This window comes from Bacillus sp. AF62 (assembly GCF_050312695.1).
Lineage (GTDB): Bacteria > Bacillota > Bacilli > Bacillales > Bacillaceae_G > Bacillus_A > Bacillus_A cereus.
Map to the genome: position 1 here is coordinate 245,987 of NZ_JBNPJZ010000101.1, position 16,896 is coordinate 262,882.

Sequence of the window (16,896 nt, forward strand, 5' to 3'; positions counted from 1 at the left end):
ATTACACATATTTTGATTTTCTTTTTGGAGGGTAAATAATGGAATTAATTTTATTATCAGGTGGTTCTGGGAAGCGTTTATGGCCATTGTCTAATGATTCTAGATCAAAACAATTTTTAAGGGTTTTGGATAATGAAGGAAAGTTAGAATCTATGGTTCAGAGGGTTTGGAGACAATTAGAAAGAGTAAATTTAAATAAATCAACAATAATAGCGACTAGTAAATCACAAGTAGATATGATTAATAGTCAGTTAGGAAATCACGTCCCACTAATTATTGAACCAGAGCGTCGGGATACTTTTCCAGCCATTGCCTTGGCGGCTACCTATCTTTATTCGGTCAAAGGGACGGACCTAAATGAAGTAATAGGGGTTTTACCTGTAGATCCTTATGTTGATGATCAGTTTTTTGAAAGAATAAAAAATTTGGAAAGTACATTACATGATTCAGATGCGGACCTTGCATTGATTGGAGTGCAGCCCACCTACCCATCAGAAAAGTATGGGTACTTAGTGCCAGTAAATAATAATGAAGGTGAGTATATTGAGGTTAGTCATTTTAAAGAAAAACCAACGGCCGATGATGCGAGAAATTTAATTGAGCATAATGCCTTATGGAATTGTGGGGTATTTGCCTTTAGACTAGAATATATCATATCTTTGTTACGAAAAAAGGGTTTACCAGTTCAATATGAAGAATTAATAGGACAGTATAAAAATATGGAAAAAATCAGCTTTGACTATGAAGTGGTAGAAAAGGCTAGGAAAATAGTTGCACTTTCATATAATGGGGATTGGAAAGATTTGGGTACATGGAATACGTTAACAGAAGAAATGGATACAGAGATTTTAGGTAAAGGAATTATTAGTGAAGACTCAATGAATACTCATTTAATAAATGAGTTAGATATTCCAGTAACCATATTAGGTATTAAAGATGCAGTTGTTGCAGCAAGCCCTGATGGTATATTAGTAACTGATAAAAGCTCTAGTCCAAGAATAAAGGATATATTAAAGGGGTTTAACCAACGCCCGATGTATGAGGAACGTCGTTGGGGTTGGTATAGAGTTCTTGACTATACGCAATTCCATGAAGGAAATGAAGTTTTAACAAAAAGAATTGGTGTTAAGGCAGGATGTAATTTAAGTTACCAAAAGCATTATGCTCGAAGTGAAGTATGGACGATTATAAAAGGAAAAGGGCAATTTGCATTAAATGATGAAATTCGTACTGTAAGTGCTGGGGACGTATTGGTAATTCCTGTTCAGGCTAAACACGGCATTAAGGCTGATACTGATATGGAATTTATTGAAGTACAAACAGGTTCTCAGTTAATTGAGGAGGATATTGTGCGTATATTTATGCAGTGGGAGGAAGTAGAAGAACACTGTGGATCGTTAATAAATAAAAATTAATGGATAATATTAAAATTAGATCGTTTTGTTTGTGTAATCCTTGGAAAATTATGATTTTTAGCTGTCTAAATTTATTTTGGAAAGATAAATTAGGTATGGCTAAAGAGTTACAGAAAGGACAATAGCTATGTATAAAATAGCAGTAGCAGGAACAGGTTATGTAGGCTTAGTAGCAGGTGTATGTTTTGCAGAAGTGGGGCATCAAGTAACTTGTGTTGATATTGATGAAAAAAAAGTAGAGTTAATGAAATCAGGTGTTTCACCAATTTATGAAGCTGATTTAGAGGAATTAATGCAGAAAAATTATGGTGCTGGAAGAATTAATTATACAACAGATTACAAGTCAGCATATAAAGGTGCAGATGCTATTTTCATTGGAGTTGGAACCCCAGAGCAAGCTGATGGTTCTGCAAACCTTTCATATATTGCAACTGTGGCAAAACAAATTGCCGAAAGTGTAGAAAAAGATTGTCTTGTTGTTGTAAAATCTACTGTTCCAATTGGAACAAATGATAAAGTAGAGCAGTTTATTCAAGACTTTTTAGTTAATAATGTGAAAGTTGAAGTGGCATCAAACCCAGAATTTTTAGCTCAAGGTTCCGCTGTTCATGATACGTTATATGCAGAAAGAATTGTTATCGGTACAGAAAGTAAATGGGCAGAAGAGGTATTAACGAATCTTTATAAGCCATTTCATTTACCAATCGTTTCAGTAAACAGACGTTCAGCTGAAATGATTAAATATGCCTCTAATGATTTCTTAGCCCTTAAAATTTCTTATATGAATGATATTGCAAATCTTTGTGAGCTAGTTGGAGCAGATATCCAAGACGTTGCAAAAGGTATGAGTTTTGATGAGCGTATTGGAAGTAAATTTTTAAATGCTGGTATTGGATTTGGAGGGTCATGCTTCCCTAAAGATACAAAGGCGTTAGAATATTTAGCGAGACAAAATGGTTATGAATTAAGAACAGTACAAGCTGCAATAGATGTGAATAAAGATCAAAAGACTTTATTATACAAAAAAGCGAGTCAAAGGCTAATTACTTTTAATGGTCTTAAAGTGGCAGTATTAGGGTTGACATTTAAGCCTGGTACAGACGACTTAAGAGAAGCTGCTTCTCTCGAAAATATCCCTCTACTATTAGAGCAAGGTGCAGATATTTACGCGTTTGATCCAGTGGGTGCAAACAACTTTGCTAAGGTGTATCCAGAGGGTAAAAATAAGAATGGTAATATTACATATGTTGCTAATGTCGAAAAAGCTTTAGAGGGTGCAAACGTTTGCTTTGTTTTTACAGAATGGGGAGAGGTAAAAGAATTAACTCCAAAAAGTTATAAGAAATTAATGAGAACCCCCCTAGTATATGATGGAAGAAATATTTATGATGTTCCAGCGATGCAAGAAGCTGGGATAGAGTATCATTCTATAGGGAGAAAGTCTACAAATAGAGAACGTATGAAGGAGTCGGATAATATTGAATTACAAGCCTCTAGATAATAGTAAAGTATACCTTGTTACTGGGGCGGCAGGCTTTGTTGGATATTTCTTATGTAAGGAATTATTAGAAGAAGGTTGCCAAGTAATAGGAGTCGATAATATAAATGACTATTATGATGTAAATCTTAAATATGCTCGTTTAGAACAACTAAAGCCGTATGCAAAATTTACTTTTATTAAAGGTGATATTTCTGATAAAGATATGATTACTCAGATTTTTGAAGAGAACAAACCTAATATTGTTGTAAATTTAGCTGCACAAGCGGGTGTAAGATATTCAATTGAAAATCCAGATGTATATATTCAAAGTAATATTATTGGCTTTTATAATATCCTTGAAGCTTGTAGACATTATCCAGTAGATCACCTTGTATATGCATCATCTAGTTCTGTTTATGGTGCTAATAAAAAAGTTCCGTTTGAGGAAACAGATTTTGTGGACAATCCAGTATCACTTTATGCATCTACTAAGAAATCAAATGAACTAATGGCACATACATATAGTCATTTGTACAAAATCCCTGCAACTGGACTTCGGTTCTTTACAGTATATGGTCCAATGGGGCGCCCAGATATGGCTTACTTTGGTTTTACTGATAAATATTTTGCTGGCGATTCAATTAAAATATTTAATAATGGTGATTTTAAAAACGATCTATATCGTGATTTTACTTATATAGATGATATTGTTGAAGGAATCCAACGTCTTTTGAGTAATCCGCCTGAAGGTGATGTTGAACATAAAGTATTCAATATTGGAAATAATAATCCTGAAAAACTAATGGTGTTTATCGAAACGTTAGAGAAAGCATTAGGTCAAGCTTTGGGAAGAGAAGTGGAGTTTGATAAGGTGTTTGAGCCCATAAAACCAGGAGATGTACCAGCTACTTATGCATCAACGGATTTATTGCAAAAAGCTGTTGATTTTAAACCTGAGACATCTATCCAAAAAGGATTACAAGAGTTTGCTGATTGGTATGTAGATTATTATAAAGTAACATGATTAAAAGCTTGGTTACTGAGCAGAGAATATACTAGTTATAGAATTCCATTCTTAGTATAATAGACTAAATTAGTTTTAGTATTATCTGAGTATTTATTCAGAATAAATGAAAGAAGAGGTCTATAGCAATGAAAAAGAAAATCCTATTATGGATATTAGGGATTATAGGGGTAATGATTATAGGTGGTGGAGTATATGCCTATAATGTGTACTCAAAAGTCTCAAAAACATTAGATGAAGTTCATAAACCATTAAAGCGTGATGAAGGTAATAAACAGGAAGAAAAAATCAGTAAATCAGCACCAGTTTCAATCCTATTATTAGGGGCCGATGAACGTGGTGAAGACAAAGGACGTTCAGATTCTTTAATGGTCATCACATTAAACCCTAAGAATAATTCAATGAAAACAGTAAGTATCCCTCGTGATACATATACAGAGATTGTTGGAAAAGGCAAAAGTGATAAAATCAACCATGCTTACGCATTTGGTGGTGTAGATATGTCTGTAGCCACAGTAGAAAATTTCTTAAATATTCCTATCAATTACTATATTGAAGTGAATATGGAAGGGTTTAAAGATATTGTCGATGCAGTAGGTGGAGTAGATGTAAATAATGATTTAGAGTTTACACAAAATGGTCATCACTTTGCTAAAGGTAATGTGCATTTAACAGGTGATCAAGCTCTAGCATTTACACGCATGCGTAAAGAAGACCCGCGTGGTGACTTCGGACGTCAAATGCGTCAACGCCAAGTAATGCAAGCTGTTATTAAGAAGGGCGCAAATTTCTCCTCTTTAGCAAGCTATGGAGATGTACTTACAGCAATTCAAAAGAACGTGAAGACAAACTTAACGCAAGATCAAATGTTTGATATGCAAAAGAACTATAAAGAGTGTTTGAAAAATAGTGAGGATATCCAAATCCCAGGTGATGGACACAAAGCTGCTGATGGTATTTGGTACTACTATGTTCCGGATGCAGCAAAACAAGATTTAACGAATAAGTTAAGAGTGCATCTTGAAGTGACTAAGTAATATGTAATAACCCAACTCCTTTGGAAGGAGTTGGGTTTATTTTTGCATGGATTTATATTAGTATTATATATTGTGAGATTAATAGATGAGGTGAATCGATGAATAAGAAAGCAGTACTTGTCCTTGTTATTTTTGTATTGTTTGTAGCTTCGATTGTGAGTGGTAAACTATACTGGAATAAGAAGATTGCGAATGCAACAGGACAAACACAAACGAGTGAAGTAACGAAAACAAAGGCTGAAGTGAAAGATAGCGGAGCGAAGAAAGAAGAGAAAAAAGAAGAGAAAAAGGAAGAGAAAAAACAAGATACGAAGTCATCTTTTAATGAAGCATATGCGAAGAACTTGCCAGATGCAGTGAAAGAGAAGTTAAAGAAAGCTGTTGCAGATAAAAAGGCAGTAAATCTTGTTATTGTTGGTGACGAAGCTTCTTCATCTGAAAAAGGTGCTTGGGCAGCTAAGTTAACGTCTAATTTAGAAACTGCTTACGGTAAAGGTTTATGGAATGTGACTGTAAAGGAATATAAGGGTGAGAGTACAGAAGAGTTAATCGCGAATAAGCGTGATAAAGAGATTGCGAAAGAGAATCCAGATGTGATTTTATTTGAGCCACCATTTATTACTGATAACGGTAAAACTGGTAATGGGAACTCTGTCGCGAATACACAAAAATTTGTTCAAGCACTTTCTACTAGTGCAAAGGGTGCTACAATTATGATTCAACCATCAAATCCAGTGTATGGTGCGAAGAATTATCCGAAAGCGATTGAAGCGTTAAAACAATTTGCGACGCAAAATAATTATACATATATTGATCATTGGGGAGCATGGCCAGATGCTTCAAAGAAAGCAATTTTACCATACCTACAAGAAGAATTCGGTTTCCCGAGTGCAAAAGGACATGATATTTGGGCGAAATATGTAACTGATTATTTTGTAGCTAAGTAATGAAGGAGAGATAAAAGGTGTACGAGTTATCGTATACCTTTTCCTTTTATAATTAAGAGGTCTGAAAATAGTAGAAGGAAAACAATAAACTCAATCTTAATCCGTCCATTCTGCCGTGATAAAGATGCAGTACAATCTGTCCTATTTGCATGTGAAGTAGCTGCATACTACAAATCACAAGGGAAAACGTTATATGACGGTCTATTAGAAGTATTTGAGAAATACGAATTCTTCCGTGAAGACCTTGTATCGTTAACGTTAAAAGGAAAAGATGGAGCGGAAAAAATCCAAGAGATGATGGCAACGTTCCGTGAGAATCCTCCGAAAGAAGTAGCGAGCTTAACAGTCGTAGCAGTGGAAGACTATAAAGCAAGCATTGTTACATCTTTACAAGATGGACATAAAGAAGAGATTCACTTACCGAAATCAAATGTGTTAAAATATCAATTAGAGGATGGTTCATGGTTCTGCCTACGTCCATCTGGAACTGAGCCGAAGATTAAGTCCTACTTTGGTGTAAAAGATAGTTCTTTACAAAATAGTAAGCAAAAGTTACTTACTATTAAAAAAGACATTATGAATCGTTTATAATAAAAAAGAAGAGTTAGGTTGAATATCGAACTCTTCTTTTTTATGAACAAATTTCAAACTATAAAATCCACTGATTCACTAATCTACCAATATGCTATGATAAATACACTAAGTTAGTAATATATCGTTTGTAAAGGATAGGAGAAACAGGTGAAGCAGATGAATAAAAGGCAACAAGAAATTTTACAAGTTTTATTATCTGAGTCTAATGAGTATTTGTTAGTGCAGGAGCTTGCTGATAGGGTAGGATGTTCGGAGAAGACGATTCGTAATGATTTTAAGGTGATTGAGGGATATTTAGAGAAGTATTCAGATGCACTTCTTATTCGGAGACCGGGTTTAGGTATCTGTTTAGAAATTAAGGATTATGATAAGTCCCGTTTGTTCAATAAATTGTATGCTGTAAAACAGGATGTAGGCTATGCATCAGACGAGGAGAGAGTGTTGCAAATTGCATATAGCTTGTTGATGAATGTTAAGCCGGTTACAGTGCAGGAGCTTGCTGAGCAATATTTTGTTAATAGAGCTACGGTTAAGAAAGATTTAGAGAGAATTGAAACGTGGCTTGAAGAATTAGGGTTAGATTTAGTTGTAAAGCAAAGGATAGGATTAACGGTAGAGAGCGATGAGAGAAGTAAGAGGAAGGCATTAGCTAAACTATCAGATTTAATTCATAATCGTAAATTAATGAATGAATTGAAAGCATTACAACAAAGATATGGTACGTTTTTTACAGATGATACGTTAGAGAATCTTTTATTACATACATTAATCATGGTGCGGAGGATGAAGTTAAAACAACCAATTTTGATGTCTAAAGATGATTTGAACGTTGTGCAGGAGACGAAAGAGTATGGTTGGACATTAGATTTTTTAGCAAGGTTAGAGTTTGTATTTACGGTTCATTTTACTGAAGAAGAGATAGCGTATTTAGCCATTCATATTTTAGGTGGGAAATTTCGCTATCAAGATGAATGGGGAAAAAACAAGCTAAATGTGAGTAGTCCTGTGCTTTCACAAATTGTATCGTATTTAATAGATCGTATGACTAGGTTGAATGAAATTGATTTCGAGAAGGATCCGTATTTATTAGAGGGATTACAGATGCATTTGTATACGACATTAAATCGTTTGCAGTATAATCTTTCTGTCTCAAATCCGATGCTTCATGAAATTAAGCGAATGTATCCGTATATGTTTGATATGTTAATTCATGAGCTGGATGATATTAATAAATCATTAAGTCTACAAATCCCTGAGGAAGAAGCAGCCTACCTTACTTTACATTTTCAGGCGGCAATGGATCGTTTGAGTGATAAAAAGGTATCGAAAAATGTAATTATTGTTTGTCATATGGGAATAGGGATGTCGCAATTATTACGGACAAAAATCGAAAGGAAATTCCGGTATGTCCATGTGATGGATTGTATCGCAAAGTCCGATTTAGAAGGATACTTAATGAAAAATAAAAAGGTAGAGCTTATTATTTCTACGATAGATCTCCCGCCGTTAAATATTCCTCACTTTGTTGTATCTCCTTTATTAGAGCGGAGTGAAGAAAGTAAGTTAGAGGATTTTATGAAGAAATTAGATGAACTACCGTCTAACGGAAATAAGGACTTTGCGTTATTGAATTACACAACGCCTTTTTTAGTCTTTTTACAACAAGAAGTAGAACATCGTTACGAATTAATTGAAAGATTGGCGAGATCTCTTTATGAAAAGGGATATGTAGAGAAAGAGTATATTGAAAGTGCAATTGCTAGAGATAGAATGTCAGCAACGACAATTGGTGCAGGAGTCGCTATCCCGCACGGAAGTCCTAAGCTAATTAAACAATCCGCAATTGCAGTGGCTACGCTTAGGGAGCCGTTGGACTGGGGAGTAGAGAAAGTATCGCTCGTATTTATGTTAGCAGTTAAGAGTGATGGTAAGGAAGTTACTAAGCAGTTATTTCATGAGTTGTCTTTTATAAGTGAACAACCTGTTTTTGTACAGAAACTTATAAAGGAAACTAATATAATGAAGTTTTTATCCCATTTAAGATATGAATAAGTAAGGCGAGAAGCCTTACTTTTTGTTTTTTCAGTAAAATAATGTTTTTTCCGGAGGTTACGGTAAAAAAGAAAACTTTTATGAAGCGAATATTGATATATATTATTTGTATGCGCTTACATAAGGGTGGGGAGGATTAAAATGAAAGTATTAGCTATTACATCGTGTCCAAATGGGATTGCCCATACGTATATGGCTGCAGAAAACTTGCAAAAAGCAGCGGATAAATTAGGGATTAAAATGAAAGTTGAAACACAAGGTGGTATAGGTGTTGAAAATAAACTTACTGAGCAAGAGATTCGTGAAGCAGATGGCATCATTATAGCTGCGGATCGAGTAGTAAATAAAGATAGATTCATAGGTAAAAAGTTATTAGTTGTAGGAGTTAAAGATGGTATTCGTAAACCAGAGGAACTTATTCAAAAAGTAGTAGATGGTAATGTTCCTGTGTATCATTCGGATGTGCAAAAAACAGGAAATGATTCGCAAGGAAAAAAACAAAACCCTATATACCGTCATTTAATGAATGGTGTATCATTCATGGTTCCTTTCATAGTTGTTGGGGGATTATTAATCGCAATTGCATTGACACTTGGCGGCGAAAAAACTCCTGGCGGTTTAGTAATACCAGAAGGATCCTTTTGGAAAACAATTGAGCAAATAGGTGGAGCTTCATTTGCATTTATGGTGCCAATTTTAGCTGGTTATATTGCGTATAGTATAGCTGATAAACCTGGACTAGTTCCTGGTATGATTGGCGGATATATCGCAGCAACGGGAAGTTTTTATGGTAGTGAGAGTGGGGCTGGCTTCCTAGGTGGAATTATCGCAGGTTTCTTAGCTGGTTATGTAGCTCTGGGAATTAAAAAGTTAAAAGTGCCAAAAGCAATTCAACCAATTATGCCAATTATTATTATTCCGGTATTTACATCACTTATTGTAGGTTTAGCGTTTGTGTTTATTATTGGTGCTCCTGTAGCGCAAGTATTTGAATCGTTAACAGCTTGGTTATCTGGTATGCAAGGTTCAAGTTCGATTCTTTTAGCCTTAATTTTAGGTGCAATGATTTCATTTGATATGGGTGGTCCAGTAAATAAGGTGGCATTCTTATTTGGTTCCGCAATGATTGGAGAAGGAAATTATGAAATTATGGGACCGATTGCAGCAGCAATTTGTATTCCACCAATTGGGATGGGAATTGCTACATTTATAGGAAAGAGAAAGTTCCAAGAGTCGGAAAAGGAAATGGGGAAAGCCTCATTTACGATGGGCTTATTCGGTATTACAGAAGGAGCTATTCCTTTTGCAGCGCAGGATCCATTACGTGTTATTCCAAGTATTATGGCTGGTTCGATGACAGGTGCTGTTATTGCAATGATTGGTAACGTAGGGGATAGAGTAGCACATGGTGGACCAATTGTTGCGGTACTAGGAGCTGTAGATAACGTGTTTATGTTCTTTATTGCTATTATTGCAGGTTCTCTTGTTACAGCGGTTATTGTGAATGTAGTAAAGAAAGATATTTCAAAAGCTGAAGAAACACAGGAATTAAAAGAAATGAAAGAAGTGTCAGCAACAAAGGAAGTAGCAGAAGTTCAAGAGCAAGTAATAGAAAAGCAAGCTGAAAAGGTTGAAATTCAGAAATTAACAGATATAACGAGTCTGGAGCTAATTGATATTAATTTAGCAGGAGAGACACGTGACGATATTATTGATGAAATGATTGAGAAATTAAATGCTGTAGGTGTTTTATATTCCGATTCAGAGTTTAAGCAAGCTATTATGAGTCGAGAAGCAGAGAGTAGTACAGGGATTGGAATGAATATTGCAATTCCTCATGGAAAGTCGGATGCAGTAAAAAAACCGAGTGTTGTATTTGGAATTAAACAATCGGGGGTAGATTGGAAAAGTTTAGACGGAACGGATGCAAAATTAGTATTTATGATTGCAGTTCCGAAAGAGAGTGAAGGAAATGAGCACTTGAAGATTCTTCAAATGCTTTCACGAAAGCTTATGGATGATAGTTATAGAGAGCGATTAATATCTGTCCAAACGAAAGAGGAAGCATATAAATTATTAGACGACATCGTATAAAATGGAGGATTTTAATCATGACAGAACCATTATTTTTTGCACCCATTTTTAAAGAAAGGATTTGGGGTGGTACGAAATTAACTTCTTTCGGATATGAAATACCATCAGAACAAACGGGGGAATGTTGGGCGTTCGCTGCGCATCAAAATGGACAAAGTGTAGTTAAAAGTGGAAAGTATAAAGGGCTGTCTTTAGGACAATTGTGGAATAATCATCGAGAATTATTTGGGGATATTGAGGGAGATCGATTCCCCCTTCTTACAAAAATTTTAGATGCAAATCGTGACTTATCTGTTCAAGTGCATCCAAATGATACGTATGCACGTATAAATGAAAATGGTGAGCTAGGAAAGACTGAATGCTGGTATATCATTGATTGTAAAGAAGGTGCTGAAATTATTTATGGGCATCATGCAAAGACAAAGGATGAACTAGTAGAGATGGTGGAGCAAGAAGAGTGGGACAAGCTATTACAACGTGTAAAGGTGAAGCCAGGTGATTTCTTCTTTGTTCCAAGCGGGACTGTTCATGCAATTGGTGAAGGTATTTTAATATTAGAAACACAACAAAACTCTGATACTACTTATCGATTATATGATTATAATAGAAGAGATTCAGAGGGGAATTTACGTGAACTTCATCTTGATAAAAGTATGGAAGTAATAGAAACGCCATTTGTTTCAAGTCAACAAGTTGTTCAATATGAAGAAATAGAAGATTTATGTGTAACCAAGTTTATTGAGTGCTCTTATTTTTCCGTGAATAAATGGAATTTAGATGGAGTGGTTAATTTAACGCAAAAAAGTCCATTTCTTCTCTTAAGTGTAATAGATGGAGAAGGAGAGTTAATACATGGTAATGAAACGTATCGATTTGAAGAAGGGGATCATTTCATATTACCAAGTAACTTTGGGGAATATAAGATTGTAGGGCGTGCTGAAGTTATTGTTGCGAGTGTGTAAGAGAAAATATAACAGGAGAGAGTATCGTCGACAAAATATGTTCGACAATACCCTCTCTTTTTTTATAGGATTTTTGCTATACTAAACTGTACTATAATACATGATGGAAGGAGGAAAATGATGAAAATACTTGTAGTTGATGATGAATCGAGTATTCGTAATTTGATTCGGATGCAGTTGGAGATGGAAGGTTATGAAGTATTGGCAGCGGCTGATGGGCGAGAAGCTTTAGAGCGATGGAATGAAGGGCCAGATGTATTGATTTTGGACGTTATGCTTCCGGATACGGATGGGTATGAGTTGCTTCGTTTGTTCCGTGAGAGGGATAGGGATATTCCGGTGCTTATGTTAACGGCAAAGAGTCAGATGAATGATAAGTTGCTTGGCTTGCAGCTTGGTGCTGATGATTATGTGACGAAGCCGTTTAATTATGCGGAGCTTATTCTTCGAGTTAAGAATATGGCGCGGCGTGTAAAGAAGACGGAGACTGCTGTAAGTCATGAAGTAATTGAGGCTGGAGAGATAGTGATTTGTCCTAAGGAAAGAAAGGTACATGTGAGTGGACAAGAGATTCAGTTAACGTACCGAGAGTTTAATTTATGTCAGTTGTTTGTTTCAAATCCGCAGCGTGTGTTTATGAGGGATGAGTTACTTGAGAAAGTATGGGGGTTTGAGTATATCGGAAATACAAGAGCAGTTGATATTATGGTGCAGAGACTTCGAAAGAAGCTTGGGACGAGCGGAGAATATATTAAGACAATTTATGGCGTTGGCTATAAACTGGATTGTTAAGTGGTGATGGTATGTCTTTAAAGCGAAATATGGTGTTCGGAATAGTTGGGCTGTTAATTCCGATTTTTGTTCTTTTATATGCAGTTGTTTATATTACGTTAGAAAAGAATATGTATCATAACGCAGCAGATTCTTTAGAAAAGTTAAGTGTAGAAGCACAAATTTACACGATGAATTATTTAGAGAAGGAAGCAGAAGTGGATACGCTTGGTCCTAATTCACTTTTAATTGCGTCGTATTTAGCGAAGCGTATGGATGTCCGTGTACAGATGATCGGGAAGAATGGCGATGTTGTTGCAGATACACAAAAAGGAGCATTGCTTCACCGTAACATCGACATTGAGAGTTCCTTGAAGGGAAAGAAGTCTTATGTTTTTGAGGAGGCGGATCCCGCTCCCATTCTTTTGTTTTCAAGCCCGGTTTATTATGGAAACGATGTCATTGGAAGTATTCGTTTTATAAATGAGTTAACGGGTGAGAAGGAAGTTTTAACAAATGTGAGCTGGACTTTCTTAATGACGTCTCTTTGCCTAGTAGCTACCGGTATTTTCTTTGCGATTCGTTTGGCGAAGTCTCTTCATAAACCAATTGATCAGTTGAGACAAATGGCACAGAGGCTCGCGAATGGTGATTATAAGAGTAAGATTGAGTTAAATGAGTACGTGGAAATCGCTCAGCTTTCAGCATCTTTTAACGCGATGGCCGATGGAATTGAGCTGCATATTAAGCAATTGCAGGAGGAGAAAGAGAAACAGAAAGATTTCCTAGACCGCATTACGCATGAGCTAAAAACACCGCTAACGGCAATTATCGGTTATGTGGATTTAATTCCGAAGTTACAATCGAAAGAAGATGTACAGGAAAGTCTTCGTTATGTATCTGTGGAAAGTGAGCGTTTATTATCACTTGTAGAGGAACTGCTTAAGTCTTCGAAATATGGGAAGAGTACGTTTGAAGTGTCTCCTACAGTTGTGAATATAAAGGAATTGGCAGAAGAAGCAGTTTCAATTGTGAAGCCTCGCCTAAATCAATTTGAAATTGAAGTGATAAATGAGTTAACGGATGTACATGTTGTTGCAGATTTTGATAAGACGAAGCAAATTTTCTTAAATGTGCTTGATAATGCAATTAAGTATAGTGATGCTTCGCACATTCGTATGAATGTAATTGTAAATGAGCAGAAGGCGAAGGTTTTTGTTCATGATGATGGGATCGGTATAGATGAGGTGGTGCTTGCAGAGTGGAATGAGTCTCCGAAAGGAAAGGCACTTCCTTCTAGTTACGGGAATGGTTATGGTTTGTATATTTGTCAGGAGATTATGAGTAAGCAGGGCGGAAGCATGCGGATTGAGAGTAGTGAAGAAATAGGTACTACAATATTCATTACATTTTTGCTTCCGAGAAGGATGGAAGACATAAAAAACTTGAAAGCGGTTAAATGATACATTTATGAAACAATTATGCGGTATTTTCGAAACAACGTTTTTTTATCTTGGAGGTAGGCAGAAATGAAAAGGCTATCATTTCAAATTCTTATGTTTGTCATTTGTATGATTGTTTCTCTTGTTTTGTTTTATGTTATGGAGAAGCAAATCTATAATCGAATTAACATTGTAAATGATAAACAAGCCGTTTTACAAAGGGTGAATGAATCTCTTCCAATTGAAGTGAAAGTAAGACATGAAAAGTGGGGAGAAATTGTTGTAACGGATGAAGTTCGTTTGCATACGATTGTTTCATTCTTTGACCGAATTCGAATAGAGCCTGAGGGCGTTAAGAGCCAAGAACAAGTATTTACTGGAGAAGTAACGTACTTGAATGGACATAAGCGTACTTTTGCAGTAGGTGACTTGTTCCAGTATGGGGAAAATGTATACGGAAAGAATGGCATGGATCCGATGATTTCAGCACTTCAAACGTATTTATTAAGCCTGTATTACACGCCAGAGCGTATTAGTGATTTCTTTGCTTCAGCAAAGGACGTCGTAGTACGTCAAGGCGATGTGGTACGTACTATCAATCTTACGCACATACTTGATTCTATTCGATACGCAAAGCAAATTACAGATTACGGAGAAATTCAGAAGTTATTACAATCGCAGAATGAACCGATTGCTTATATTACAGCTTATAAAACAGGTAAGCGCGTAAAAAATGATCGTGAAGATATTCTTACGATTTCTGTGTATCCATCGTACTTTGTTGTGCAATATCTCGGTGATAATAACGGAAATGTCATGTATATGAAAGGCTCTCTAGCAGAGTTATTCGTAAAGGAGAATGCGTCATGAGAAAGATAGCCTTTTTCTTCTTTTTGCTAGTAATTGGAGGAGCGATGTCTAGTTGCTCTCGAGATACAACCTCTATTAAATATAGTAAAAATGGTCTCCCTATTTTGGATGATCGTCATATTGTTGCGTATGTAGCGGCTCGTGAGGAAGTTGGTGAAGCGTTACTTTCATCATTTTGTAAACCGCGCGGATGTACGTATGAATTTATTCGTCTTTCAACAGAAGAACTTCTTCGTAGAGTGGAAGAAGAAGCTGGCAATTGCGATTAATAAAGAGCGGTGGAACGAGGAAATAGCACCGCTCGGTCTCTCGTATCCGTTAAGATGGAAAGATTTATTGAATCCAGTATATAAGGGAAAGATTGTCATGCCCGATCCAAATGTTTCAGGTACAGCATATACGTTTTTTCAATCACTTATTGATACGTTAGGTGAAGAGGAAGCGAAGGAATATGTGAAGAATCTGGCAGAACAAGTTGGAGAAGTAACAGTGAATGGTTACATCCCAGCAGAACTTGTTGCGAGTGGTGAATATATGATAGGCATCAACTTTATGGGAGATCAGAGAATGCTTCAAAAACAAGGCTTTCCGATTTTAAGTAACGAACCTGAGCAAACAGGGTTATCCGTTAATGCGATTTCGAAACTAAAACGTGCACCGAGTGGTATTATTGCGGATTTATTTATTGATTATTGTTTATCAGAAGAAGCGGGTCACATTTTAGAAAAAGTGTCGTTTGGCGTACCAACTATGTTTGCGAAGAATGAGAAAGAAATAGAAGGACAGCCGGTTAGAAGGACGAATCAAAATATATCAAATAGCGGAATAATCGAGATATGGAATAGACAGCGTCTCTCTCTGAAGTGAGAAAAGGAGACGAAAATATATGTTTAAGTGGCTCAAGCCAGCACCTGCAATTGAAAGATTGCCAGCGGATATGATCGACCGTGTATATCGATTACTACGTATTCGTGTGTTAATCGGGATTTCAGTTGGATATGCTGCTTATTATTTAGTTCGTAGTAACTTTACGTTATCAAGTACGTATTTAGTACAAGAATATGGTTTTAGTACAGCTGAAATTGGTCTACTAGGTTCAGTAATGGCAATTGTTTATGGATTTAGTAAGTTCTTTATGGGTAATTTATCAGATAAAGCTTTCGCCCAGCGCTTTATCGCAGTCGGTTTATTCTTATCAGGGCTTGTAAATATTTGCTTCGGCTTTGCATCATCATTTGGGATGATTGTTACATTACTTGTTGTTAACGGTATTGTACAAGGTATGGGAGCACCACCTTGTAGTATTGTTATGACGAAATGGTTCTCGAAGAAAGAACGCGGTACGAAAACAGGTCTTTGGAATATTTCACATAACGTTGGTGGAATGCTTGTGCCACCACTTGTCGGAATTGGTGTAGGTATTTTTGGTGAAAACCATTGGCAAGGCGGCGTGTTTATTTTCCCTGCAATTATCGCAATGGTAATTTCGGTTCTTGTTTGGATTAATGCGAAGGATACACCAGAATCTGAAGGTCTTCCTCCAATTGATGAGTATCGTAATGACTATGAAAATCTTGAAAAAGCAGATAATGCTAACAAGATGTCACCAAAAGAAATTTTAATGAAGTATGTAGTAAAAAATAAATTTGTATGGTTCTTATGTATTGCGAATGCTTTTGTTTATTTAATTCGTTTCGGCGTTATTAACTGGGTTCCACTATAAACCTCCCATTGATGGTTGTAGACCTCGTGTACCGAAATGTCATTTATATGTGACATTTTATAATTGAATAGATGAAATGTCAAATATATATGACAAAATAGCGATGGTGCAATTAGGAAAATGATTTTAATGATTCATTTTGGCAAGAAGTTTGTTAATAAAGAATGGCTTCCATTCAATTAAAATTGCCCTTTTTCCTTTCCTTAAATCTATCTTAAAAGATATAATGTCATATTTCTAATCATTGGAATTTTTGTTACAATATAAATGGATGTGTAAAACTTTGTAAAAATAATGTAATAATATGTAATCTATTTTCAGAAAGTTTTATACAATTTTTATATTAAACTATTAAGTTATAAAAGGGAGCGAGAATATGTTACCAAATACGGTTCGTACTCCAAACAAGAAGAAGAAATGGATTATTATTGGGGTTATTGCACTAATTGTTATTGTAGCGGCAATTAATATTTTTGTTATGCAAG

The 16,896-nt window shown here is 35.8% G+C and carries 11 protein-coding genes and 3 pseudogenes; all 14 read left to right on the forward strand.

The window, feature by feature from the left end:
• Positions 1 to 38 precede the first annotated feature (38 nt).
• Positions 39 to 1,415, forward strand: coding sequence for a sugar phosphate nucleotidyltransferase (locus ACQRBL_RS27505; RefSeq protein ID WP_097988137.1), 1,377 nt, complete (start codon positions 39 to 41; stop codon positions 1,413 to 1,415).
• A gap of 127 nt (positions 1,416 to 1,542) precedes the next feature.
• A complete protein-coding gene (locus ACQRBL_RS27510; protein WP_097988136.1) occupies positions 1,543 to 2,916 on the forward strand; it encodes a UDP-glucose dehydrogenase family protein in 1,374 nt (457 codons plus the stop codon).
• The gene (locus tag ACQRBL_RS27515; RefSeq protein ID WP_097988135.1) at positions 2,894 to 3,919 is read left to right on the forward strand and encodes an SDR family NAD(P)-dependent oxidoreductase; all 1,026 of its coding nucleotides are present in this window, start codon (positions 2,894 to 2,896) and stop codon (positions 3,917 to 3,919) included. The genes ACQRBL_RS27510 and ACQRBL_RS27515 overlap by 23 nt, the downstream gene beginning before the upstream one ends.
• 128 nt (positions 3,920 to 4,047) lie before the next feature.
• Positions 4,048 to 4,956, forward strand: coding sequence for a LytR family transcriptional regulator (locus ACQRBL_RS27520; protein ID WP_097988134.1), 909 nt, complete (start codon positions 4,048 to 4,050; stop codon positions 4,954 to 4,956).
• A 98-nt stretch (positions 4,957 to 5,054) separates the two neighbouring features.
• Positions 5,055 to 5,903, forward strand: coding sequence for an SGNH/GDSL hydrolase family protein (locus tag ACQRBL_RS27525; protein ID WP_327878918.1), 849 nt, complete (start codon positions 5,055 to 5,057; stop codon positions 5,901 to 5,903).
• A 96-nt stretch (positions 5,904 to 5,999) separates the two neighbouring features.
• Positions 6,000 to 6,494 (forward strand): annotated as a pseudogene (locus tag ACQRBL_RS27530) (phospho-sugar mutase); the annotation flags it as partial.
• Positions 6,495 to 6,653: 159 nt separating this feature from the next.
• A complete protein-coding gene (locus ACQRBL_RS27535; protein WP_411995867.1) occupies positions 6,654 to 8,549 on the forward strand; it encodes a BglG family transcription antiterminator in 1,896 nt (631 codons plus the stop codon).
• 141 nt (positions 8,550 to 8,690) lie between these two features.
• The gene (locus tag ACQRBL_RS27540) at positions 8,691 to 10,643 is read left to right on the forward strand and encodes a PTS fructose transporter subunit IIABC (protein WP_097988032.1); all 1,953 of its coding nucleotides are present in this window, start codon (positions 8,691 to 8,693) and stop codon (positions 10,641 to 10,643) included.
• Between the two features lie 17 nt (positions 10,644 to 10,660).
• Positions 10,661 to 11,605, forward strand: a complete 945-nt coding sequence (gene manA, locus ACQRBL_RS27545; protein WP_097988033.1) for a mannose-6-phosphate isomerase, class I — start codon at positions 10,661 to 10,663, stop codon at positions 11,603 to 11,605.
• 120 nt (positions 11,606 to 11,725) lie between these two features.
• Complete coding sequence (locus tag ACQRBL_RS27550; protein WP_000699556.1) at positions 11,726 to 12,397, forward strand: response regulator transcription factor; 672 nt, start codon at positions 11,726 to 11,728, stop codon at positions 12,395 to 12,397.
• 11 nt (positions 12,398 to 12,408) lie between these two features.
• Positions 12,409 to 13,839: a HAMP domain-containing sensor histidine kinase gene (locus ACQRBL_RS27555; protein WP_097988034.1), complete on the forward strand. Its 1,431-nt coding sequence runs from the start codon at positions 12,409 to 12,411 to the stop codon at positions 13,837 to 13,839.
• 66 nt (positions 13,840 to 13,905) lie between these two features.
• The gene (locus ACQRBL_RS27560; protein WP_000826618.1) at positions 13,906 to 14,688 is read left to right on the forward strand and encodes a DUF3919 family protein; all 783 of its coding nucleotides are present in this window, start codon (positions 13,906 to 13,908) and stop codon (positions 14,686 to 14,688) included.
• A pseudogene (locus tag ACQRBL_RS27565) lies at positions 14,685 to 15,555 on the forward strand (ABC transporter substrate-binding protein). The gene ACQRBL_RS27560 and the pseudogene ACQRBL_RS27565 overlap by 4 nt, the downstream one beginning before the upstream one ends.
• Positions 15,556 to 15,574: 19 nt before the next feature.
• Positions 15,575 to 16,408, forward strand: a pseudogene (locus tag ACQRBL_RS27570) (MFS transporter); the annotation flags it as partial.
• Between the last annotated feature and the right edge of the window lie 488 nt (positions 16,409 to 16,896).